General features: G+C 70.7%; 21 protein-coding genes. 18 read left to right on the plus strand and 3 right to left on the minus strand.

Annotation, left to right across the window (positions count from 1 at the left end):
- Positions 1 to 2: 2 nt before the first annotated feature.
- The 3 genes from NYP07_RS10055 to NYP07_RS10065 are packed head-to-tail and all read right to left on the minus strand — an operon-like array spanning position 3 to position 3,929.
- Positions 3 to 1,364, minus strand: a complete 1,362-nt coding sequence (locus NYP07_RS10055) for an NAD(P)H-hydrate dehydratase (RefSeq protein ID WP_268149940.1) — start codon at positions 1,362 to 1,364, stop codon at positions 3 to 5.
- Position 1,365: 1 nt separating this feature from the next.
- Entirely contained in the window at positions 1,366 to 2,604 is a 1,239-nt protein-coding gene (locus NYP07_RS10060; protein WP_268149942.1) for an FAD-dependent oxidoreductase, read from the minus strand.
- Positions 2,604 to 3,929, minus strand: coding sequence for an amidase (locus NYP07_RS10065; RefSeq protein WP_268149944.1), 1,326 nt, complete (start codon positions 3,927 to 3,929; stop codon positions 2,604 to 2,606). Before NYP07_RS10065 ends, NYP07_RS10060 begins: the two co-directional genes overlap by 1 nt.
- Positions 3,930 to 4,125: 196 nt before the next feature.
- Here NYP07_RS10065 and rpsB point away from each other — a divergent pair, with 196 nt between their 5' ends.
- The 18 genes from rpsB (at position 4,126) to NYP07_RS10155 (ending at position 21,593) form a co-directional block, all read left to right on the plus strand.
- The gene (gene rpsB / locus NYP07_RS10070) at positions 4,126 to 4,872 is read left to right on the plus strand and encodes a 30S ribosomal protein S2 (RefSeq protein WP_268149946.1); all 747 of its coding nucleotides are present in this window, start codon (positions 4,126 to 4,128) and stop codon (positions 4,870 to 4,872) included.
- A gap of 69 nt (positions 4,873 to 4,941) precedes the next feature.
- A complete protein-coding gene (tsf, locus tag NYP07_RS10075) occupies positions 4,942 to 5,835 on the plus strand; it encodes a translation elongation factor Ts (RefSeq protein ID WP_268149948.1) in 894 nt (297 codons plus the stop codon).
- A gap of 88 nt (positions 5,836 to 5,923) precedes the next feature.
- Positions 5,924 to 6,634: a UMP kinase gene (pyrH, locus tag NYP07_RS10080; RefSeq protein ID WP_268149950.1), complete on the plus strand. Its 711-nt coding sequence runs from the start codon at positions 5,924 to 5,926 to the stop codon at positions 6,632 to 6,634.
- 27 nt (positions 6,635 to 6,661) lie between these two features.
- Positions 6,662 to 7,222: a ribosome recycling factor gene (gene frr, locus NYP07_RS10085; protein ID WP_268149952.1), complete on the plus strand. Its 561-nt coding sequence runs from the start codon at positions 6,662 to 6,664 to the stop codon at positions 7,220 to 7,222.
- The gene (gene uppS / locus NYP07_RS10090) at positions 7,219 to 7,971 is read left to right on the plus strand and encodes a polyprenyl diphosphate synthase (protein ID WP_378990572.1); all 753 of its coding nucleotides are present in this window, start codon (positions 7,219 to 7,221) and stop codon (positions 7,969 to 7,971) included. Before frr ends, uppS begins: the two co-directional genes overlap by 4 nt.
- Positions 7,972 to 7,982: 11 nt before the next feature.
- Positions 7,983 to 8,819: a phosphatidate cytidylyltransferase gene (locus NYP07_RS10095; RefSeq protein ID WP_268149954.1), complete on the plus strand. Its 837-nt coding sequence runs from the start codon at positions 7,983 to 7,985 to the stop codon at positions 8,817 to 8,819.
- On the plus strand, positions 8,816 to 9,982 hold the full coding sequence (gene ispC, locus NYP07_RS10100; protein ID WP_268149956.1) for a 1-deoxy-D-xylulose-5-phosphate reductoisomerase: 1,167 nt from the start codon (positions 8,816 to 8,818) through the stop codon (positions 9,980 to 9,982). The genes NYP07_RS10095 and ispC overlap by 4 nt, the downstream gene beginning before the upstream one ends.
- Entirely contained in the window at positions 9,979 to 11,349 is a 1,371-nt protein-coding gene (gene rseP / locus NYP07_RS10105; protein WP_268149958.1) for an RIP metalloprotease RseP, read from the plus strand. Before ispC ends, rseP begins: the two co-directional genes overlap by 4 nt.
- A gap of 93 nt (positions 11,350 to 11,442) precedes the next feature.
- Positions 11,443 to 13,689: an outer membrane protein assembly factor BamA gene (gene bamA / locus NYP07_RS10110; protein WP_268149960.1), complete on the plus strand. Its 2,247-nt coding sequence runs from the start codon at positions 11,443 to 11,445 to the stop codon at positions 13,687 to 13,689.
- Positions 13,689 to 14,198, plus strand: coding sequence for an OmpH/Skp family outer membrane protein (locus tag NYP07_RS10115; RefSeq protein ID WP_268149962.1), 510 nt, complete (start codon positions 13,689 to 13,691; stop codon positions 14,196 to 14,198). The genes bamA and NYP07_RS10115 overlap by 1 nt, the downstream gene beginning before the upstream one ends.
- Positions 14,199 to 14,208: 10 nt before the next feature.
- Entirely contained in the window at positions 14,209 to 15,237 is a 1,029-nt protein-coding gene (lpxD, locus tag NYP07_RS10120; protein WP_268149964.1) for a UDP-3-O-(3-hydroxymyristoyl)glucosamine N-acyltransferase, read from the plus strand.
- Positions 15,234 to 15,695, plus strand: coding sequence for a 3-hydroxyacyl-ACP dehydratase FabZ (fabZ, locus tag NYP07_RS10125; RefSeq protein ID WP_268149966.1), 462 nt, complete (start codon positions 15,234 to 15,236; stop codon positions 15,693 to 15,695). Before lpxD ends, fabZ begins: the two co-directional genes overlap by 4 nt.
- Positions 15,695 to 16,483: an acyl-ACP--UDP-N-acetylglucosamine O-acyltransferase gene (lpxA, locus tag NYP07_RS10130; protein WP_378990576.1), complete on the plus strand. Its 789-nt coding sequence runs from the start codon at positions 15,695 to 15,697 to the stop codon at positions 16,481 to 16,483. The genes fabZ and lpxA overlap by 1 nt, the downstream gene beginning before the upstream one ends.
- A gap of 5 nt (positions 16,484 to 16,488) precedes the next feature.
- Positions 16,489 to 17,625: a lipid-A-disaccharide synthase gene (gene lpxB / locus NYP07_RS10135; RefSeq protein ID WP_268149968.1), complete on the plus strand. Its 1,137-nt coding sequence runs from the start codon at positions 16,489 to 16,491 to the stop codon at positions 17,623 to 17,625.
- Complete coding sequence (rnhB, locus tag NYP07_RS10140) at positions 17,597 to 18,214, plus strand: ribonuclease HII (protein ID WP_268149969.1); 618 nt, start codon at positions 17,597 to 17,599, stop codon at positions 18,212 to 18,214. The genes lpxB and rnhB overlap by 29 nt, the downstream gene beginning before the upstream one ends.
- Entirely contained in the window at positions 18,211 to 18,981 is a 771-nt protein-coding gene (locus tag NYP07_RS10145; protein WP_268149970.1) for a TrmH family RNA methyltransferase, read from the plus strand. The genes rnhB and NYP07_RS10145 overlap by 4 nt, the downstream gene beginning before the upstream one ends.
- 236 nt (positions 18,982 to 19,217) lie before the next feature.
- The gene (gene hemP, locus NYP07_RS10150; RefSeq protein WP_268149971.1) at positions 19,218 to 19,394 is read left to right on the plus strand and encodes a hemin uptake protein HemP; all 177 of its coding nucleotides are present in this window, start codon (positions 19,218 to 19,220) and stop codon (positions 19,392 to 19,394) included.
- A 75-nt stretch (positions 19,395 to 19,469) separates the two neighbouring features.
- A complete protein-coding gene (locus tag NYP07_RS10155) occupies positions 19,470 to 21,593 on the plus strand; it encodes a TonB-dependent receptor domain-containing protein (protein ID WP_268149973.1) in 2,124 nt (707 codons plus the stop codon).
- Positions 21,594 to 21,600: the final 7 nt, after the last annotated feature.

The raw sequence follows: 21,600 nt of genomic DNA on the forward strand, positions 1-21,600 counted from the left end.
GCTCAGGCCTGGGTCGCCAGGCGTTCGACCAGGTCGGCGGCCCGCAGCACGCCGCTCGCCTTGCCGGCGCGTCCATGTGCGAACACGCCGGCGCAGGCGACGCGATGGGCGCCGGTCGTGGCGGCCTGGGCCCAAAGCCCGCCCAGCCAGCCGGCCAGCACGTCGCCGCTGCCGGCCGTCGCCAGCGCCGGGCCGCCGCTGGGGTTGACGGCGGGGCGCTGGCCCGGCGTCGCGACGACGCTGCCCGAGCCCTTCAGCACGACCGTGCAGGCCAGCCGCGCGGCCATCTCGGCCGCCGCAGCGAGGCGGTCGGCCTGCACGGCGGCCGTGTCGCGGCCCAGCAGGCGCGCGGCTTCGAGCGGGTGGGGCGTCAGCAGCGTCGTGCCGGCGGCGCGGGCGCGCAGCAGCGCCTGCAGTGCCGGATCGGCGGCGATGGCGTTCAGCGCGTCGGCATCCAGCACGAGGCGAGGCAGCCTGGCGAGCAGCTCCGGCAGCGCCGCGGCGATGGCCTCGCCCGCGCCGCAGCCGACGACGCCCACGGCCTCGCGCAGCGTGCCCAGCCGGCCGCGCATCAGCTCGGGCCGCTGCGGGTCCGCCGGCTCGCTGGCGGGCGCGCCCAGCAGGTCCAGGTAGACCCGCCCCGCGCCGCAGGCCAGCGCCGCGCGCGCGGCCAGCCGGGCCGCGCCCTGCATGCCGGGCGCGCCGCCGACGACCAGCACCTGTCCATGACTGCCCTTGTGCGCCGTTGCGCGGCGCTCGCGCAGCTCCAGCGGGCCGAGCAGGTCGGCGCTGGCGGGTTCGTCCGCCGCAACGCCGAGGTCGTCGAACCAGATCTGCCCCGCATGCGCGCGGCCCTCGCCGGTGAAGAGGCCGGGCTTGAGCGTCAGCAGCGTCAGCGTGTGGTCGGCGCGCACGGCGGCCGCGCCGGCCGGTTGGCCCGTGTCGGCGCGCAGGCCGCTGGGCAGGTCGACGGCCAGGATGGGGGCGCCGCAGGCCTGCACGGCGGCCATCGTCGCCGCCAGGGCCGTGCTCGGTGCCCGGTTCAGGCCGATGCCGAGCAGCGCGTCGACGACGAGGGCGGGGCGCTCTGCCGGCACGGGCTCGTCGGGCGTCAGCACGACGGGAACGCCGTGCTCGCGCAGCAGGCGGGCGGCCACGCGGCCGTCGCCGCCGTTGTTGCCCGGCCCGCAGGCCACCCAGACCGGGCCGCTGCCGGGCCAGAGTGCCAGCGCCAGCTTGGCGACGGCCAGGCCGGCGTCCTGCATCAGGTCGGGGCGCTGCGCCAGCGCACGCGCCTCCAGGCGCCGCGTCGCGGCGAGGTCGTGCAGCGGCCAGCAGCGGTCGGCGGCGAGCAGATGGGGCATGTCAGGATCGTGAGGCCGACAGGGCCGAGCTGTCCAGCTCGGGCGTCAGGCCAGCGAGAGCATCGGCCAGCACGCGGGCCGCGCCGCAGGCCAGGCTCCAGCCATGGCCGGCCTCGCCGCCCTGGCCCAGCAACAGCCAGACGCCGGGCAGCGCGCTGGCGCCGACCACGGGCAGGCCGTCGGGCATCAGCAGGCGCTGGCGCGTGCTGGCCTGGGCCTGGCCCTGCAGTACGCAGCCGGGGAACCAGTGCTGCAGTGCCTTGTGCAGATGGGCGTGGTCGGCCGCGCCGACGGGGCCGGTGACGCGCACGCGCTGGCCGATGCGTGCGATGGCGATGCCTTCGCGTGCGTCCAGCAGCCCGGCCTGCGGGCCGAGCTCGGGGTGGGCCTCCAGCAGGCGCAGCGGCAGCGTCAAGGTGGCGTCGCTGGTGGTCGCCACGGGCAGGGCCTGGCCGGCGGCCTGCAGCAGCGTGACGGCGCCCAGGGCGGCGCAGAGCACGACGCTGTCGAAGGCCTCGGTCTGCGGGCCGAGTGCCTGGGGCTGGGTGTCGCCGGCCTCGCGCCGCGTGGCTGCGGGCGTGCCCGTCGCAGGCTCGTGGCTGAGCTGCACCGCGCGCGCCTCGGCGCGCAGGCCGGTGACGAGGCTGTGGAAGCGGAAGGCCACGCCCAGGCGCTGGGCCTGGGCGCGCAGCTGCTGCGCGAAGAGGCGGCCGTTGCCGACGCTGCCGGGGCCCAGCACCAGGCCGCCGTGCAGCGGGGCCTCGGCATTGAGGCCGGGCTCGCGCTGGCGGCAGGCCTCGGCGTCGACGACCTGCACGGCCAGGCCGGCGGCGGCGAGTGCGTCCAGGCGCGGCTGCAACGCCGCCAGCTGGCGGGCCTCGCGCAGCAGCACCAGCACGCCGTCGGCGGCCTCGTCGTCCAGCGGCAGCGCGCGGCGCAGCGCCTGCAGGCGCTGGTGGCCGAGGCGGGCCAGCTGCAGGGCCTGGGCCTCGCGGGCGGCCTGGGCCGGGCTGCGGCGCGCCTGGCGGCGGCTCCAGCGCCAGCGCAGCGTGCCGACGGCGGGGGCGGGCAGCAGGCCGGGCAGGGCCAGTGCGGGCGCGAGCAGCGCGCTCGGCGCGAAGCTGGCCTCCTCGGCCACGCTGCCGCGGCGTTCGAAGACGGTGACCTCGTGGCCGGCCGCGGCCAGTTCGTAGGCGGTGCAGACGCCGGCAAGGCCGGCGCCGACGATGGCGATGCGCATCAGTGAGTCGGAAGAAGGGGTTCGAGGATGAGGGCGAGATTGAGCAGCGCGTCATCGCGCAGCGCCGGCGCCCACAGCATCAGGCCCACGGGCAGCTCGCCCGGGCGCTGGCAGGGCAGGCTGATCGCGCAGCCGTCCAGCGCGTTGACGAGGCCGGGGTTGCGCAGCAGCAGCGCATTGGCCGCGAAGAAGGCCTCGTCGCTGTCGACCAAGGGCTGCAGCAGCGGCGCGACGACGGGCACGGTCGGCGACAGCACGGCGTCGATGTCGCGCAGCGAGGCTTCCATGCTGGCGATGTAGCGCTTACGCGCGGCCAGGGCGAGCTGCAGGATCTCGGGCGTGACACGCTCGCCCTGGCGGATGCGCCAGGCCACGCGCGGGTCGTAGTCGGCTTCGCGGCGGCTCAGCAGCTCGTGGTGCCAGGCCCAGGCCTCGGCGGCGACGAGGGCGCCGCGGGCCTGCGGCGGCGGCAGATCGTGCAGGGCCGGCAGGTCGATGTCGACGATGCGGGCCCCGGCGGCGCGCAGCGCGGCCAGGCTGCGCTCGAAGGCGGCGGCAACGCCGGCGTCCAGGCCGTCCTGCAACAGCGGCCGGGCCACGGCGAGGCGCCAGTCCGGCAGTGGCCGGTTCAGCCGCGCGACCGGCCGGCCCGACAGGATCTCGTGCAGCAGCACGGCGTCGCGCGCCGAGCGCGTGATGGCGCAGGCCGTGTCCAGCGAACGGGCCAGCGGGATGGCGCCGTCCATGGGCGTCAGCCGCGCCGTGTTCTTGAAGCCGACCAAGCCGTGCAGCGCCGCCGGGATGCGGATGGAGCCGCCGGTGTCCGAACCCAGTGCCGCCCAGGCCGCGCCGGCCGCGCCGGCCGCGACGCTGACGGCCGCGCCCGAGCTGGAGCCGCCGGGGATGCGGCGCTGGCCGTCCAGCGCCCGCGTGACCGGATTGACCGGCGTGCCGTGGCGGGGATTGATGCCGACGCCGGAGAAGGCGAACTCGCTGAGGTTGGTGTGGCCGACCAGCGTGGCGCCGGCGGCGCGCAGGCGTGCGACGGCCGGGCAGTCGGCCGCGGCCGGCGCGGCGTCGGCCAGCGCGCGCGAGCCGGCCGTCGTCGGCTGGCCGGCGACGTCGAACAGGTCCTTGACGGAGATGGCCAGGCCGCCCAGCGGCGCGTCGGGCGCCGCGAGCTGCCGAGGCGCGGGGAAGTGGCGGATGAAGGCGTGCTCGCAGGCCTCGCCGCGGGCGGCGGCCAGGTTCTCGTCCAGCAGCCCGGCCGCGCTCAGGCGACCCGACCGCAGGCCCTCAAGCGCGCGGCTCAGGTCGTCAGGCATGGATTCGGTATATACTCGTCGGGTTTTGCTGACTGCACCTGGTTCTTCTTGTGTGGCAGCGAGACAAATCGCAAACCGGCCCAACCAAGGTGCTGCGCGACGAAGTTGAAGCTGAACGGATCGACACAAGATCGAACGTTTGTTTCACATCGCGCAATTCGGGCCGGATTTTAGACCCAACCTTCGAGGTAAGACCATGTCTGTCACGATGCGCGAGATGCTGGAAGCCGGCGTCCATTTCGGCCACCAAACCCGCTTCTGGAACCCCAAGATGGCCCCGTATATCTACGGCCATCGCAACAAGATCCACATCATCAACCTCGAGAAGACGCTGCCCGCGTTCAACGATGCGATGAAGTTCGTGCGCTCGCTGGCGGCCAAGCGCGGCACGATCCTGATGATCGGCACGAAGCGCCAGGCCCGCGAGTTCATCGCCGCCGAAGCCCAGCGCGCCGGCATGCCCTACGTCGATGCCCGTTGGCTCGGCGGCATGATGACCAACTTCAAGACGGTCAAGACCTCGCTGAAGAACCTGAAGGACATGCAGGCCCAGGTCGAGGCTGGCACCCAGCCCGCGATCAAGAAGGAAGCCCTGCTGTTCCAGCGCGACATCGCCAAGCTGGAAAAGAACATCGGCGGCATCCAGGACATGACCGCCCTGCCTGACGCCATCTTCGTCATCGACGTCGGCTACCACAAGATCGCCGTCGCCGAAGCCAAGAAGCTCGGCATTCCCGTCATCGGCGTGGTGGACACCAACCACTCGCCCGAAGGCATCGACTACGTCATCCCCGGCAACGACGACTCCGCCAAGGCCGTGGCCCTGTACGCCCGTGCCGTGGCCGACGCCGTGCTCGAAGGCAAGGCCAACGCCACCGCCGACGTGCTGGCTGCCGTCGCCCCCGCCGGCGACGAGTTCGTCGAGGTCTCCGAAGAGGCCTGATCGCCTTTCGACCCTGCATTGAAAGGGGCCGCGAGGCCCCTTTTGCCAACCGAAATCTGGAGAACTGAAATGGCTGCAATCACCGCAAGCATGGTGGGCGAACTGCGTGCCCGCACCGACGCCCCGATGATGGAGTGCAAGAAGGCGCTGACCGAGGCCGACGGCGACCTGGGCCGCGCCGAAGAGATCCTGCGCGTCAAGCTGGGCAACAAGGCCGGCAAGGCCGCCTCGCGCATCACCGCCGAAGGCGTGGTCGCCGCCGCCGTCGTGAATGGCAACGGCGCGATGATCGAAGTGAACTGCGAGACTGATTTCGTCTCGAAGAACGACGCCTTCCTGGCCTTCGTGAACGCGCTGGCCGGCCTGGTCGCCGAGCACAACCCGGCCGACGTGGCCGCACTGTCGGCCCTGCCGCTGTCGCAGGAAGGCTTCGGCCCGACCGTGGAAGACGTGCGCAAGGGCCTGATCGGCAAGATCGGCGAGAACATGACGATCCGCCGCTTCCAGCGCTACGCCGGCAGCAAGCTGGCCACCTATCTGCACGGCACCCGCATCGGCGTGGTCGTCGAGTTCGAAGGTGACGACGTCGCCGCCAAGGACGTGGCCATGCACATCGCCGCGATGAAGCCGGCCGCGCTGTCCAGCGCCGACGTGCCGGCCGAGCTGGTCGAGAAGGAGCGCAAGATCGCCACCGAGAAGGCGGCCGAATCCGGCAAGCCGGCCGACATCGTCGCCAAGATGGTCGAAGGCTCGGTGCAGAAGTTCCTGAAGGAAGTCTCGCTGCTGGACCAGGTCTTCGTGAAGGCCGCCGACGGCAAGCAGACCGTGGGCGCCCACCTGAAGTCGGTGAACACGGCGGTCAAGGGCTTCACGCTCTACGTGGTCGGCGAAGGCATCGAGAAGAAGGTCGACGACTTCGCGGCCGAAGTGGCCGCCCAGGTGGCGGCTGCAAAGGGTCAGTAAAGACTCTTGTGAAATGAAAGGGCGCCAAGTTGGCGCCCTTTAAACTTCCGGGCCACCGACAGGCCCCCCGAATCTGCTGAGGACATCCATGCCCGCGTACAAGCGCATCCTGCTCAAACTCTCCGGTGAAGCCCTGATGGGCGACGACGCCTACGGCATCAACCGCGCGACCATCGTCCGCATGGTGCAGGAGGTCCGCGAGGTGACGCAGATGGGCATCGAGGTGGCGGTCGTCATCGGCGGCGGCAACATCTTCCGCGGCGTGGCGGGCGGCTCGGTCGGCATGGACCGCGCCACGGCCGACTACATGGGCATGCTGGCCACGGTGATGAACTCGCTGGCCCTGGCCGACACGATGCGCCAGGAAGGCATGACGGCCCGCGTGATGTCGGCCATCGCGATCGAGCAGGTCGTCGAGCCCTATGTGCGCCCCAAGGCGCTGCAATACCTCGAAGAGGGCAAGGTCGTCGTCTTCGCCGCCGGCACCGGCAACCCCTTCTTCACGACCGACACGGCGGCGGCCCTGCGTGGCGCCGAGATCGGTGCCGAGATCGTGCTGAAGGCCACCAAGGTCGACGGTGTCTACACGGCCGACCCCAAGAAGGACCCCGAGGCCAAGCGCTACGCGCGCATCAGCTTCGACGAGGCCATCACGCGCAATCTGCAGGTGATGGACGGCGCCGCATTCGCGCTGTGCCGCGACCAGAAGCTGCCGATCAAGGTCTTCAGCATCTTCAAGCCGGGCGCGCTGAAGCGCGTCGTGCAGGGCGAGGACGAAGGCACGCTGGTGCACGTCTAACCTGAATCAGTTGACGAGAGACAGATCATGAGCATTGCAGACATCAAGAAGAACGCCGAGGCCAAGATGGCCAAGTCGGTCGAATCACTGAAGGGCGAACTGCACAAGATCCGCACCGGCCGTGCCCACCCGGGCCTGCTGGACCAGGTCAGCGTCGACTACTACGGCTCCATGGTGCCCATCTCGCAGGTGGCCAACGTGACGCTGCTGGACGCGCGCACCATCTCCGTCCAGCCCTGGGAAAAGGGCATGGGCGCCAAGATCGAGAAGGCCATCCGCGAGAGCGACCTGGGCCTGAACCCCGCAGCCCAAGGCGACCTGATCCGCGTGCCGATGCCGCCGCTGACCGAGGAGCGCCGCAGGGATCTGACCAAGGTCGTGCGCAACGCCGGCGAAGACGCCAAGGTGGCCGTGCGCAACCTGCGCCGCGACGCCAACGAGCAGGCCAAGAAGCTGCTGAAGGACAAGGAAATCGGCGAGGACGACGAGCGCCGCAGCCTTGACGAGGTGCAGAAGCTCACCGACCGCGTGATCAACGAGATCGACAAGCTGATCTCGGCCAAGGAAGCCGAGATCCTCGCGGTTTGAGCGCCGTCCTGGGCAAGCCAGCCGTGGCGCAAGACCGCCCCGCGCCGCCGCGCCATGTCGCCATCGTCATGGATGGCAACGGCCGCTGGGCCAAGAAGCGCTTCCTGCCGCGCTTCTTCGGCCACAAGGCGGGCGTGGACTCGCTGGTCAAGGTCGTGCAGGCCTGCGTCGAGCGCGACATCGAGTACGTCACCGTCTTCGCCTTCTCCAGCGAGAACTGGAAGCGCCCGAGCGACGAGGTCTCCGGCCTGATGGGCCTGGTGCTGGCCGCCGTCAGCCGCTACCTCGCCAAGATGGGTGCGATGGGCGTGCGCATCCGCATCGTCGGCGACCGCGATGCCGTGTCCGACAAGCTGCGCAACGCCTGGAACGAGGCCGAGACCAGCACCGCCCACAACAGCAAGCTGACGCTGAACGTCGCCTTCAACTACGGTGGCCGCTGGGACATCGTGCAGGCCTGCAGGAAGGCCATCGAGGCCGGCGTGCCGGCCGCGGAGCTGACCGAGGCCAGGCTGTCGGAGTTCATGGCCATGAGCTATGCACCCGACCCCGACCTCTTCATCCGCACGGGCGGCGAGGTGCGCATCAGCAACTTCCTGCTCTGGCAGGCGGCCTATACCGAGTTCGTGTTCTCGGACTGCCTGTGGCCCGAGTTCGGCGAGCGCGAGCTGGATGCGGCCATCGCGGCCTTCCACGCGCGCGACCGCCGCTTCGGCGGCGTCAAGGAAGCGCCGCCGGCCGCGGCCTGAAGGCAAGCCTCATGCTGAAGACACGCGTCATCACCGCCGTCGTGCTGCTGGCAGTGCTGCTGCCGGTGCTGTTCCAGGCCTCGCCCTGGCCTTTCGCCTGGGTCACCGTCGCGATGATGGGTGCGGCCGGCTGGGAGTGGGCGCGGCTCAACGGCCTGCCCGGCACGGGCGCCATCGCGGCGGGCGTGGCGCTGGCGCTGGCCTGCGTCTGGACGCTGCTGATCGGCGGGCTGAACGCGCCGCCGGCCTGGCTCTGGTCGCTGGCCAGCCTGGTCTGGGTGCTGGGCGGCGCCTATGCGCTGCGCGCCGGGCCGGCCGGCTGGCCACGCATCGCCCGCGGCGGGCGCCTGGCGCTGGGCGCGCTGCTGCTCTGGGGCGCCTGGCTGGCCATCGTGCAGGCCAAGGTGCATGGCATCAACTTCATCCTGTCGGTGTTCTGCCTCGTGTGGATGGCAGACATCGCCGCCTATTTCTGCGGCCGGGCCTTCGGCAGGCGCAAGCTCGCGCCGGCCATCAGCCCGGGCAAGAGCTGGGAAGGCGTCTGGGGCGGCCTGGCCGGCGTCATCCTGCTCGGCTTCGTGTGGGTCCACGTCATCGACGTGAGGCTCGCCGTCGACTCGCCCAGCCTCTACACGCTGCTCGTGCAGCGCCACGGCGTCGTCTCGCTGCTGGCCCTGGTCTTCCTGGCCGCGATGAGCGTCGTCGGCGATCTGTTCGAATCCCTGGTCAAGCGTGCCGTCGGCGCCAAGGACAGCAGCGGCCTGCTGCCCGGCCATGGCGGCGTGCTGGACCGCATCGATGCGCTGCTGCCGGTCTTCCCGCTGGCCCTTGCCCTGATCTCCCTATGAATCGTCAACGCGTCTGCGTGCTGGGCTCGACCGGCTCCATCGGCGTCAACACGCTGGACGTCATCGCGCGCCACCCTGATCGTTACGAGGTCGTCGCGCTGAGCGCAATGAGCCGCGTCGACGAGCTGCTGGCCCAGTGCCTGACCTGGCAGCCGCGCTTTGCCGTGATGCCTCAGCGCGAGGCCGCTGCGCGGCTGCGTGAACGTCTGCGCGAGGCGGGCAGCCGCACCGAGGTGCTGGACGGCGCCGCGGCGCTGGCCGAGGTTGCCGCCCATCCGGACGTCGACACGGTGATGGCCGCCATCGTCGGCGCCGCCGGCCTGGCGCCGGCCATCGCCGCGGCCCGTGCCGGCAAGCGCCTGCTGCTGGCCAACAAGGAGGCCATCGTCGTCGGCGGCGCGCTGTTCATGCAGGCGGTGGAGGCCGGCGGCGCCACGCTGCTGCCCATCGACAGCGAGCACTCGGCCATCTTCCAGTGCCTGCCGGAAGACCGCGCGACCTGGCACGAGCGCATTGACCACATCGTGCTGACGGCCTCCGGCGGCCCCTTCCGCACGCGCGACCCGAAGACGCTGGCCGACGTGACGCCCGACCAGGCCTGCGCCCATCCGAACTGGGTCATGGGCCGCAAGATCTCGGTCGACTCGGCGACGATGATGAACAAGGCGCTGGAGGTCATCGAGGCGCGCTGGCTGTTCAACCTCGCGCCCGAGCAGATCCGCGTGCTGATCCATCCGCAGAGCATCATCCATTCGATGGTGGTCTGCCGCGACCAGTCCGTGCTGGCCCAGCTCGGCACGCCCGACATGCGCGTGCCCATCGCCTACGGCCTGTCCTTCCCCGAGCGCATCACGTCGGGCGCCAGCCGCCTGGACCTGCTGACCACGCCCAGCCTCACGTTCGAGGAGGCCGATGCGGTCCGCTTCCCGGGCCTGCACCTGTCCTGGCAGGCGCTGCGCGGCGCGGAAGGCAGCACGACGGTGCTGAACGCGGCCAACGAGGTGGCGGTGGATGCCTTCCTGAACGGCCGCCTGCGCTTCGATCGCATCCACGCGATCAACTCGCAATGCCTGGCCGACGTGCAGCCGGGCGACTGCGGCAGCATCGAGGCCCTGCTGGACCTCGACGCGCGCACTCGCGACCACGCCCGGCGCCTCGTATGAGTCTTGCGGACCTGCCGCCCTTTCTGTTCGCGGTCGCGCTGCTGATCGCCGTGCATGAATGGGGCCACTACCGCGTCGCGCGGGCCTGCGGCGTCAAGGTGCTGCGTTTCTCCATCGGCTTCGGCCGCGTGCTGTGGCGGCGCGTCGGCCGCGACGGCACCGAGTTCACGCTCAGCGCGCTGCCGCTGGGCGGCTATGTGCGCATGCTGGACGAGCGCGACGGCCCGGTGCCGGAGCAGCAGCGCGAGCAGGCCTTCGGCCAGCGGCCGCTGCGGCAGCGCGCGGCCATCGTCGCGGCCGGGCCGGCGGCGAACTGGCTGCTGGCCATCCTGCTGTTCGCGGTCGTCGCCTGGGTCGGCGTCGAGCTACCCAGGCCCGTGCTCGGCACGCCGGCGTCGGGCTCGCTGGCCGAGCGGGCCGGCCTGCAGGCCGGCGACTGGGTGCGGGCCGTGTCGCCCGACGGCCAGCAGTGGCAGGACATCGAATCCCTGCCGGCGCTGACGGCGGCGGTCGCGCGTGCGCAGGCCCTGGGCGAGGGGCTGCAGCTGAGCGTCACCGACGCGCAGGGCCATGGCGCGCACAGCGTGAAGCTCGATGTCGAGCGGCTGGCCGGGCGCGCACCCGACGCGCAGTTGCTGGCCGAGATCGGGCTGAACCCGCTGCAGGAACCGCTGATCAGCCGCGTGACGCCCGGCGGCGCTGGCGCGCAGGCGGGTCTCGTCGCCGGCGACCGCGTGCTCAGCATCGACGGCCGCACGGTGCTGGATGCCGGCCAGCTGCGCGATGCCATCCGCAACGCCCATGACGGCGACCAGCCGCGCCGCATGGCCTGGCGCGTCGAGCGCGCCGGCCAGGTCGTCGAGCTCGACGTCGCGCCGCGGCTGCTGCAGGAAGCCGGCGGCAGCGTCGCGCGGCTGGAGGTCTATGTCGGTGCGCCGCCCGAGCGCGTGCTGGTGCGCCGGGGCTTCGCGGACGGGCTGTGGTCGGGCATCGAGCAGAGCTGGGACATGGCCGCCACGACGGTGCGCCTGCTCGGCCGCATCCTCATCGGCGAGGCCTCGGTGAAGAACCTCAGCGGGCCGCTGGCCATCGCCGACTACGCCGGCCAGTCGGCGCGCGCGGGCGTCACGCCCTTCATCGATTTCCTGGCCCGCATCTCGATGAGCCTGGCCGTGCTGAACCTGCTGCCGCTGCCGATGCTCGATGGCGGGCACCTCATGTATCATCTTTTCGAGGGTCTGAGTGGCCGCCCCGTCCCTGAATGGTGGCAACGGCAACTGCAGCGCGCAGGCGCGCTGATCCTGATGCTGATGATGGCCTTGGCCCTTTCCAACGACCTTGTCTCCCGCTTCGCGGGCTGGCACTGAACTCCCTCCCTGTCTCGCATGTCCTCTTTCCACAGTTCGGGAGCGAAGCATCGCCCCTCCCGCCTCAGTCTCCTGGCTTTGGCTCTCACGGGGATGTTCCAGTCGGGGTTGGCCTGGGCCGTCGACCCCTTCGTGCTGAAGGACATCCGCGTCGAAGGCCTGCAGCGCACCGACCCGGGCACCGTGTTCGCGTCGCTGCCCTTCCGCATCGGCGACACCTACAACGATGAAAAGGGTGCCGCCGCGCTGCGCGCGCTGTTCGCCACCGGCCTGTTCAAGGACGTGCGCATCAGCATCGAGGGCAATGCCGTCGTCGTCATCATCGACGAGCGCCCCATCATCGCCAACGTCAACTTCGTCGGCCTGAAGGAGTTCGACACCGAGGCGCTGACCAAGTCGCTGAAGGACGTCGGCATCGGCGAGGGCAAGCCCTTCGACAAGGCGCTGGCCGACCGCGCCGAGCAGGAGCTCAAGCGGCAATACCTGACCCGCAGCCTCTACGGCGCCGAGGTCACGACCACCATCACGCCGATCGAGCGCAACCGCGTCAACGTCAGCTTCAACGTGACCGAGGGCGAGCCGGCCAAGATCGCCGAGATCCGCATCCTCGGCTCCAAGGTGTTCTCCGAGAGCACGCTGCTGGGCCTGCTGGAGCAGACGACCACCGGCTGGCTGACCTGGTACACCAAGACCGACCGCTACTCGCGCGCCAAGCTGAACGCGGACCTCGAGACCATCCGCAGCTACTACCTGAACCGCGGCTACCTCGAGTTCAACGTCACGTCCACGCAGGTGACGATCTCGCCGGACAAGCAGAGCATCAGCATCGCGATCACCGTCAGCGAAGGCCAGCCCTACACCGTCACCGGCGTCAAGCTCGAAGGCGACTATCTCGGCCGCGAGGAGGACTTCAAGCACCTCGTCTTCCTGAAGCCCGGCCAGGCCTACCAGGGCGAGGCGGTCGCCAACACGACGCGCGCCTTCAGCGACCTGTTCGGCACCTATGGCTACGCCTTCGCGCGCGTCGACAGCAAGCCCGAGATCGACCGCGCGACCGGCCAGGTCGTCGTCACCTTCGTCGCCGAACCGCAGCGCCGCGTCTATGTGCGCAAGGTCATCATCTCCGGCAACTCGCGCACGCGCGACGAGGTCATCCGCCGCGAGTTCCGCCAGTTCGAGGCGGCCTGGTACGACGGCCAGAAGATCAAGGCCTCGCGCGACCGCGTCGAGCGCCTGGGCTACTTCAAGGACAAGGAAGTCACCATCGACACCCAGGAGGTGCCGGGCGCCCAGGACCAGGTCGACGTGATCCTGACCGTCGTCGAGCGCCCCACCGGCGCCATCACCGTCGGCGCGGGCTATTCCAGCCAGACCAAGCTGTCCTTCACCGGCTCCATCCGTCAGGACAACGTCTTCGGCTCGGGCAACTACCTGGGCATCGACATCTCGACGGCGCGCACCGGCCGCCAGTTGCAGGTCAGCACCGTGGACCCCTATTTCACGGTGGACGGCGTGTCGCGCTCGTTGGACGTCTTCTACCGCACGACCCGCCCGATCAACACGCTGGGCGAGGAATACCAGTACATCACCAAGGGCGGTGCGGTGCGCTTCGGCGTGCCCTTCTCCGAGGTCGACACGGTGTTCTTCGGTGTCGGCTACGAGCAAACCGACATCACGACGTCCAAGGGCCTGCCCAACAGCTACTTCATATTCGTCAACCAGTTCGGCCAGCACAGCAACTCCATCCCGCTGACCGTGGGCTGGCAGCGCGACAGCCGAGACAGCATCATCTCGCCGCTGAAGGGCCGCTACCAGCGTGTCAATCTCGAAATCAGCCCACTCGGCGAAGTCCGGTTCGCGCGCCTGAACCTGCAGTACCAGCAGTATTTCGACGTCACGAACAAGATCACGCTGGGCCTCAACAGCGAACTTGGCTGGGGCGTGGGCCTGGGCGGCAAGCCCTATCCCCTTTTCAAGAACTTCTATGGTGGCGGCCTGGGCTCGGTGCGGGTCTTCGAGGCCGGCTCGCTTGGCCCGAATGACATTACCGGCTCCTACAGCGGCGGCAACCGCCGCTTCAACACCAATGCCGAGCTCTATCTGCCGGTGCCGGGCAGCGGCAACGACAAGAGCTTCCGCATCTTCGGTTTCGTCGACGCCGGCAATGTCTGGGGCACGAACGAGAAGTTGCAGCTCGACACCATCCGCGTGTCGGCCGGCGTGGGCCTGTCGTGGATCTCGCCGATGGGCCCGCTGCGCCTGAGCTATGGCAAGCCTATCCGCAAGCTGCGCACGGATAGAATCGAGAAATTCCAATTCCAGATCGGGACTGCATTCTGATGATCAGCAAGCTCTTGCAATCGGCGGCTCTGGCCGCCGCCATGGTTGTGGCCGCCCCGGCCGTGCAGGCCCAGGAACTGAAGATCGGCTACGTCAACAGCGAGCGCGTGCTGCGCGAGGCCAACCTGGCCAAGGCCGCCCAGGTCAAGCTGGAAGCCGAGTTCGGCAAGCGCGAGAAGGACCTGCGCGACCTGGAAGCCAAGCTGCGCGGCGCGGCCGACAAGCTCGAGAAGGACGCACCCACGCTGGCCGAGGCCGAGCGCAACCGCCGCCAGCGCGACATCGTCGAGCAGGACCGCGACCTGCAGCGCAAGAAGCGCGAGTGGCAGGAAGACCTGAACCAGCGCAAGAACGAGGAACTGTCGGCCGTCGTCGAGAAGGCCAACCGCGTCATCAAGCAGATCTTCGACAACGAGAAGTACGACCTGATACTGCAGGACGCCATCCACTTCAGCGCCCGTGTCGACATCACGAAGAAGGTGATCGACGCGCTGAACGCGCAGAAGTAAGCCGGACGCAATGAGCTCGACGACCGTCGCGCTCTCCGACCTGATCGCCGCCTTGGGCGGCGATTTGCTTGGTGGGTCCGAACTCCGCATCGCCGCCATCGCGCCGCTGGACGAGGCCGACGAACACGGCATCAGCTTCCTCGCCAACCCGCGCTACCAGGCCCAGCTCGCGACGACGCGCGCCGGCTGCGTCATCGTCGCGCCGGCGCTTGCCGAGGCGGCGGCCGCACGCGGCGCGGCCATCGTCACGCCCGACCCCTATCTCTACTTCGCGCGCCTGACGCAGTGGTGGGCCGCGCGGGCGCGGTCCCGGGCCAGCGCCGGCGTACACCCGAGCGCCGTCGTGTCGCCCGAGGCCAGGCTGGGGCAGGGCGTCGAGATCGGCCCGCTGGCCGTCGTCGAAGCCGATGCCGTCATCGGCGACGGCGCCCGCATCGGCGCCCACTGCGTCGTCGAGCGCGGCGCCGCGGTCGGCGCGGGCACGCGGCTGGCGCCGCGCGTCGTGCTCGGCCACGGCTGCCGCATCGGCGCGCGCGGCATCGTGCACAGCGGCGTCGTCATCGGCGCGGACGGCTTCGGCTTCGCGCCCAGCAAGAGCGGCTACGTCAAGATCGAGCAGCTCGGCAATGTGCGCATCGGCGACGACGTCGAGATTGGCGCCAACACCTGCATCGACCGGGGTGCGCTGGCCGACACCGTCATCGAGGACGGCGTGAAGCTCGACAACCTGATCCAGATCGCGCACAACGTGCACATCGGCCGCAACACGGCCATGGCGGGCTGCGCGGCCGTGGCCGGCTCGACGCGCATCGGCGCGAACTGCACCATCGGCGGCGCGGCCAACATCATCGGCCACCTCAACATCGTGGACGGCGTGCACATCTCGGCCGCCACGACCATCACGCGCAGCATCGCCGCGCCGGGCGTCTACAGCGGCCCGCACCCCTTCGAAGAAAATTCCAGCTGGCAGAAGAACGCGGCGACGCTGCGCCAGCTCCACACCCTGAGAGAGCGTGTCCGCGCGCTTGAAAAGAAATGACGACCGACACGATCACGATGGACATCCACGAAATCCTGCAGCGCCTGCCGCACCGCTACCCCATCCTGCTGGTGGACCGCGTCGTCGAGCTGGTCAAGGGCGAGCGCATCCGTGCGATCAAGAACGTCTCGATCAACGAGCCCTTCTTCCTCGGCCATTTCCCGCACCGCCCGGTGATGCCCGGCGTGCTCATCCTCGAAGCCCTGGCCCAGGCCGCGACGCTGCTGGCCCTGCGCAGCATGGACATGGTGCTGGACGACAAGTCCGTGGTCTATTTCGCCGGCATCGACGGTGCGCGCTTCAAGCGCCCCGTGGAGCCGGGTGACCAGCTCATCCTGGAAGTGGCGCTGGGCCGCGCCAAGGCGGGCATCTACAAGTTCGCCGCCAAGGCCCTGGTGGGCGACCAGGTTGCTGCCGAGGCCGAGCTGATGTGCACGATGCGGCGCATCGAAGCCTGATGGCCATCCACCCGACCGCCATCGTCGACCCCGGCGCGCAGCTCGACAGCAGCGTCGAGGTCGGCGCCTACACGCTGATCGGCCCGCATGTGACGATTGGCGCCGGCACCAAGGTCGGCCCGCATTGCGTCATCGAGGGTCACACGAGCATCGGGCGGGACAACCGCTTCTTCCAGTTCGGCTCCATCGGCGCAGCCAACCAGGACAAGAAGTACGCCGGCGAGCCGACGCGGCTCGTCATCGGCGACCGCAACACCGTCCGCGAGTTCTGCACGCTGAACATCGGCACGGTGCAGGACCGCGGCGAGACGACGGTGGGCGACGACAACTGGATCATGGCCTACTGCCATCTGGCCCACGACTGCGTCATCGGCAACCAGAACGTGCTGGCCAATGGTGTGACCTTCGCCGGCCATGTGACCGTGGGCGACTGGGTCACCATCGGCGGCCTGACCGGCATCCTGCAGCGCATGCACATCGGCGACCACGCGATGATCGGCTTCCAGGCCCATGTCGCGCAGGACGTGCCGCCCTTCATGACGGTGGACGGCAACCCGCTGGCCGCGCGCGCCGTCAACGTCGTCGGCCTGAAGCGCCGCGACTTCAGCGCCGAGCGCGTCGGCGTCATCCGCCAGGTCTACAAGCTGCTCTACCGCAGCGGCCACACGCTGGACGAGGCCAGGGCGGCCATTGAAGGCCTGCGTGGTACGGAAGGCGGTGCGGCCGATGGCGACATCGACACCATGCTGACCTTCCTTGCCGCCTCCACCCGCGGCATCGTCCGATAAGCCCAATGACGGAATCCGCGCCACGCTTCGGATTCGTGGCCGGCGAGGCCAGCGGCGACCTGCTCGCCAGCCTGCTGCTGCAAGGCCTGCACGCGCGCTGGCCGAGGCTGAAGGCCGAAGGCATCGGCGGCCCGAAGATGCTGGCCCAGGGCTTCGAGACCTGGTGGCCGCACAGCAAGCTGTCCATCTTCGGCTATGTGGATGCGCTGCTGAACCTGCGCGAGCTGCTGTCCATCCGCAAGCAGCTCGGCACGCGCCTGATCGCGAACAAGCCCGACGTCTTCATCGGCGTCGATGCGCCCGACTTCAACTTCGGCCTGGAGACGCGGCTGCGCGAGGCCGGCATCAAGACCGTCCATTTCGTCTGCCCGTCCATCTGGGCCTGGCGGCCCGAGCGCATCGAGAAGATCAAGGCCGCGGCCGACCATGTGCTCTGCCTCTTCCCCTTCGAGCCCGAGATCCTGCACCAGGCCGGCATCGGCGCGACCTATGTCGGCCACCCGCTGGCCGACGCGATCCCGATGGAGCCGCCGCGCGCCGCGGCCCGCGAGGCGCTGAAGCTCGCGCAAGAAGACACCGTCATCGCGCTGCTGCCCGGCAGCCGCAGGAGCGAGATCCACTACATCGCGCCGGCGCTGATCGGCGCCGCGAAGCTGCTGGCCCGGCCCGGCCGGCGCTTCGTGATGCCGGTCGTGCCGGGCCTGCGCGGCCTCGTCGAGCCCTTGCTCAGGGACGTGGGTGGCGCGGACATCCAGCTCGTCGACGGCCAGTCCCACGCGGTGCTCGCGGCTTGCGACCTGACGCTGGTGGCCAGCGGCACGGCGACGCTGGAAGCCGCGCTGTTCAAGCGCCCCATGGTCATCGCCTACCGGATGAACCGGCTGAACTGGTGGCGCATGAAGGACCGGGGCCTGCTGCCCTGGGTCGGCCTGCCCAACATCCTGGCGCGCGAATTCCTCGTGCCGGAGCTGATCCAGCAGGCCTGCACGTCCGAGGCGCTGGCCCGCGAGGCGGAAGGCCTGCTGGCCGATGCGCCGCGGCGCGCAGCCCTGCACGCGCGCTTTGTCCAACTCCACGAGCTGCTGCGGCAAGACACCGCACGGCGTGCCAGCGATGCGATCGCGACACTCATCGGCGCCTGAGCAGGGCGCTCTCGACTGGACGCCGCCCGGCCTCGTGGCCGGCGTGGACGAGGCCGGGCGCGGGCCGCTGGCCGGCCCGGTGTTCGCGGCCGCCGTCATCCTCGACGAGCTGCAGCCCATCGCCGGCCTGGCCGACTCCAAGGTGCTGAGCCCGGCCAGGCGCGCGCGGCTGTTCGACGAGATCCGCGCCAAGGCGCTGTGCTGCTGCGTCGCCGAGGCCAGCGCCGAGGAGATCGACCGCCTGAACATCCTGCAGGCGACCATGCTGGCCATGCAGCGCGCCGTCGCCGGCCTGCGCCTGAAGCCGACGCGCGTGCTGGTGGACGGCAACCGCATCCCCGTGCTGCCCATGCCGGCCGAGGCCATCGTGAAGGGCGACGCCAAGGTGCAGGCCATCTCGGCCGCCAGCATCCTGGCCAAGGTCGCGCGCGACCTGTTCTGCGAACGCATGCACGAAAGCCATCCGCAATACGGCTTCCTGGCCCACAAGGGCTACCCGACGCCCGAACACCTGGCCGCGCTGCGCGAGCACGGCGCCAGCCCCTGGCACCGGCGCAGCTTCGCCCCCGTGCGGGAGGTCTGCCCATGAAGATCGACGCCATCACGTCCCGCGACAACCCGGCCCTGCTGCGGCTGCGCAAGCTCAGCTCCGAGCCGGGCGGCTACCGCAAGACCGGCAGCGTCTGGATCGAGGGCGACCACCTGCTGCGCGCGGCCCGCCAGCGCGGCTGGACGCCGGCCCTCGTCGTCGCCACCGAGGCGGCCCTGCAGGAGGCCGCACTGCGTGCGCTGGCCGAGTCGGCGCCGCGCGTGCTCGTCGTGCCCGCGGCGCTGTTCAAGACGCTCAGCGGCCTGGAATCGCCGGCGCAGATCGGCGCGGAGCTGGCGCTGCCGGCCGCAGCGGCCATCGCCGCGAACGCCGCCAGCGTCGTGCTGGACCGGCTGCAGGACGCCGGCAATGTCGGCGCCATCCTGCGCAGCGCGGCGGCCTTCGGCGTGCGCCAGGTGCTGGCCCTCAAGGGCACGGCCGCGCTGTGGTCGCCCAAGGTCGTGCGGGCCGGGCAGGGCGCCCATTTCGGCCTGAGCCTCGTCGAGGGCCTGGCGGCCGACGACCTCGCCGCACTGGCCGTGCCGCTGATCGCGACCAGCTCGCACACCGAGCATGTGCTGAGCCGCGTCGCGCTGCCCTCGCCCTGCGCCTGGGTCATGGGCCACGAAGGCCAGGGCGTGTCACCCGCGCTGATGGCCCGCTGCGCGCTGACCGTGGGCATCCCGCAGCCGGGCGGCGAGGAGTCGCTCAACGTCGCGGCGGCGGCGGCCATCTGCCTCTACGAGAGCGAGCGGCAGAAGGCCTGACCCCGGGCGGGGCGGCTGCGGAATCGCGCCTGCGTGAAGTTCCACCTCTGCCCGCAGCGCGGTGCCGCCGTCTGCTGCGAGCCCGAGGGGCTGCAAGAGTTCCCCGCGATTCCGGTCGGCGCCTTCGCCGCCCCGGGGCTTCCCGGCGCCCACCGTCTCGGTCGACGAAGAGCGCATGCACCGCCAGGTGGTGCCGACAGCTTGCAATCGAGAATGATTCTCATTACAGTGTTGGCATGCTCGCTGATTCCCAAGCGCCCCAACCCCCGGCCCGGCCTCCGGCGCCAGGCGCAGCCCGCCGCATCGACAGCGCGACGCTGCTCGGTCCGCAGGGCGAGGTTCTCATCGTCCACCAGCAGCAGGTCTACCGCCTGCGCATCACGTCCCTGGGCAAGCTGATCCTGACCAAGTAAGCCGCCCGCCTTCCCTTCTTTCGAGACCCGCGCCAGCCAGCCGCAGCCAGCCCGCGCTCTTTTTCCGGAGCCCCCGTGCTGAAGACCGCCATCGCGCTGGCCGCTGCCTGCGCCGGTGCCTGCCCCCAGGCCCAAACCCGAGCTGAAGCCGCCGCCACCGAGCTGCCCGAGCTGACCAACACCGCCACGCGCGGCGAGCGCCGCGTGGACGAAGTGCCCGCCACGGTCGGCGTGTTCAAGCCCAAGGCCGGCGCGCGCGACCTGCGCGAGCTGCTGCGCGACGAGGTGGACCTTGCCGTGCGCGCGCCCAACCCGCGCTTCAGCCTCGCCGCCAGCGCCACCGGCCGTGCCGGCAACGAAGGCATCAACATCCGCGGCCTCGAAGGCAACCAGGTACTGATGCTGGTGGACGGCATCCGCATGCCGCAGGCCTTCAGCTTCGGCCCGTTCGCGACCGGTCGCGCGGGCCTGCTGAACCTGGAGGGCGCACAGCAGCTGGAAGTGCTGCGCGGCCCCGCGTCCACGCAGTTCGGCAGCGACGGCCTGGCCGGCGCGCTGGCCGTGCGCACGCTGCGCGCCGGCGACCTGCTCAAGCCCGGCCATGATTTCGGCCTGCGCGCCCAGGCCTCGGCCTACGGCGGCGACGACGGCGCCGCGCTGAACCTGGCCGGCGCCTGGCGCTCGGGTGGCTGGGACTGGCTGCTGCAGGGTGCCACGCGGCGCTCGCACGAGCTGGCGAACAAGGGCACGGTCGGCGGCGACGGTGCCGCGCGCACCCGAGCCGACCCGCTGGACCGCGCGCGCAATACGCTGCTTGCCAAGGCCGGCTACCGCCTGAACGCGCAGCAGCGCCTGGAGGCCACGCTGGAGGGCGTGCGCCAGCGCGACCAGGTCGAGGTGCTGTCCGCGCGCAGCGCGACGACGCTGGACCTGAAGGCCGACGACAGGAGCCGCCGCGGCCGCGCGTCGCTGGCGTGGACGCTGGACGACCCCAACGCCGAGTGGCTTCAGCAGGCCGGCGTGCAGGTCTACCACCAGGACTCGCGCGTCGCGCAGTACGCCTTCGAGGACCGCACCAGCACCGCCCGCTCGCGCGACAACCGCTACGACGAGACGCTGACCGGCCTGTCCGCCACCGGCCAGATCGGCTGGGGTGCGCAGCGCGTCACCTTGGGCCTGGACGCCAGCCGCAACACCATGGCCGGCCTGCGCGACGGCACCACGGCGTCCGTCGGCGACACGCTGCCGTCCAAGCCCTTCCCCGACACCGGCTACCGCCTCGTCGGCGCCTTCGTGCAGGGCGAGTTCACCGAAGGCGACTGGCAGTTCCTGCCCGCGCTGCGCTACGAGCACTTCTCGCTGAAGCCCTCGGCCGACGGCTACGGCGCCGCCATCGTCGAGCTCGGCGACAGCGCCGTGACGCCGCGCATCGGCGCCGTGTGGAAGGCCGCACCCGGCCTCGCGCCCTATGCGCAATGGGCCAGGGGCTTCAAGGCGCCGACGCCGTCGCAGGTCAACAGCGGCTTCAGCAACCCCGCCCAGGGCTACAAGTCCATCGGCAACCCCAACCTGAAGGCCGAGCGCGCCGACAGCCGCGAGCTGGGCCTGCGCGGCGAGCTGGGCGGCTGGCGCTGGCAGCTCGCGGCCTTCGACAACCGCTACGACGATTTCATCCAGCAGACCGTCGTCGCCGGTGCCGGCACGACGGCCGACCCGCTGGTGTTCCAGTCCGTCAACCTCGACGAGGCCCGCATCCGTGGCATGGAGGCCAGGCTCAGCGGCCAGCTCGACAGGCAGTGGCGCCTGGGGCTGGCCTACGCCCGCACGCGCGGCGACTACGACCGCAAGGGCGTGCGCCACGCGCTGGACACCGTCGAGCCCGCCAAGGCCTCGGCCAGCCTGCGCCAGCAGCGAGCCGCCTGGCACTGGGAAGCCACCGTGCTGCGCGCCCAGGGCAAGGCCGCCAGCCGCGTCGATGCGACCAACCCCTTCCTGCCCAAGGGCTACACGGTGCTGGACCTGACCGCCGGCTGGCAGATCACGCCCGTGTGGTCGCTGCAGGCCCGCGTCGACAACCTGACCGACCGCACCTACTGGCGCTGGGCCGATGTGCGCGGCCTCGCCGCGACCAGCGCTGCGCTGGATGCGTACACCGCGCCAGGCCGTCAGTTTGGTCTCGTGCTGCAAGCCCAGCTGTGAAGGAGAC

It is taken from the genome of Pelomonas aquatica (assembly GCF_026712205.1).
Lineage (GTDB): Bacteria > Pseudomonadota > Gammaproteobacteria > Burkholderiales > Burkholderiaceae_C > Pelomonas > Pelomonas aquatica.

Coding starts and splice junctions, on each gene's coding strand:
- rnhB (WP_268149969.1), top strand. CDS start 17,597: ATGCGATCGCGACACTCATCGGCGCCTGAGCAGGGCGCTCTCGACTGG.
- ispC (WP_268149956.1), top strand. CDS start 8,816: ATGAATCGTCAACGCGTCTGCGTGCTGGGCTCGACCGGCTCCATCGGC.
- hemP (WP_268149971.1), top strand. CDS start 19,218: ATGCTCGCTGATTCCCAAGCGCCCCAACCCCCGGCCCGGCCTCCGGCG.
- lpxD (WP_268149964.1), top strand. CDS start 14,209: ATGAGCTCGACGACCGTCGCGCTCTCCGACCTGATCGCCGCCTTGGGC.
- fabZ (WP_268149966.1), top strand. CDS start 15,234: ATGACGACCGACACGATCACGATGGACATCCACGAAATCCTGCAGCGC.
- rseP (WP_268149958.1), top strand. CDS start 9,979: ATGAGTCTTGCGGACCTGCCGCCCTTTCTGTTCGCGGTCGCGCTGCTG.
- pyrH (WP_268149950.1), top strand. CDS start 5,924: ATGCCCGCGTACAAGCGCATCCTGCTCAAACTCTCCGGTGAAGCCCTG.
- tsf (WP_268149948.1), top strand. CDS start 4,942: ATGGCTGCAATCACCGCAAGCATGGTGGGCGAACTGCGTGCCCGCACC.
- NYP07_RS10065 (WP_268149944.1), bottom strand. CDS start 3,929: ATGCCTGACGACCTGAGCCGCGCGCTTGAGGGCCTGCGGTCGGGTCGC.
- NYP07_RS10145 (WP_268149970.1), top strand. CDS start 18,211: ATGAAGATCGACGCCATCACGTCCCGCGACAACCCGGCCCTGCTGCGG.
- frr (WP_268149952.1), top strand. CDS start 6,662: ATGAGCATTGCAGACATCAAGAAGAACGCCGAGGCCAAGATGGCCAAG.
- NYP07_RS10095 (WP_268149954.1), top strand. CDS start 7,983: ATGCTGAAGACACGCGTCATCACCGCCGTCGTGCTGCTGGCAGTGCTG.
- NYP07_RS10115 (WP_268149962.1), top strand. CDS start 13,689: ATGATCAGCAAGCTCTTGCAATCGGCGGCTCTGGCCGCCGCCATGGTT.
- NYP07_RS10055 (WP_268149940.1), bottom strand. CDS start 1,364: ATGCCCCATCTGCTCGCCGCCGACCGCTGCTGGCCGCTGCACGACCTC.
- lpxA (WP_378990576.1), top strand. CDS start 15,695: ATGGCCATCCACCCGACCGCCATCGTCGACCCCGGCGCGCAGCTCGAC.
- bamA (WP_268149960.1), top strand. CDS start 11,443: ATGTTCCAGTCGGGGTTGGCCTGGGCCGTCGACCCCTTCGTGCTGAAG.
- lpxB (WP_268149968.1), top strand. CDS start 16,489: ATGACGGAATCCGCGCCACGCTTCGGATTCGTGGCCGGCGAGGCCAGC.
- rpsB (WP_268149946.1), top strand. CDS start 4,126: ATGTCTGTCACGATGCGCGAGATGCTGGAAGCCGGCGTCCATTTCGGC.
- NYP07_RS10060 (WP_268149942.1), bottom strand. CDS start 2,604: ATGCGCATCGCCATCGTCGGCGCCGGCCTTGCCGGCGTCTGCACCGCC.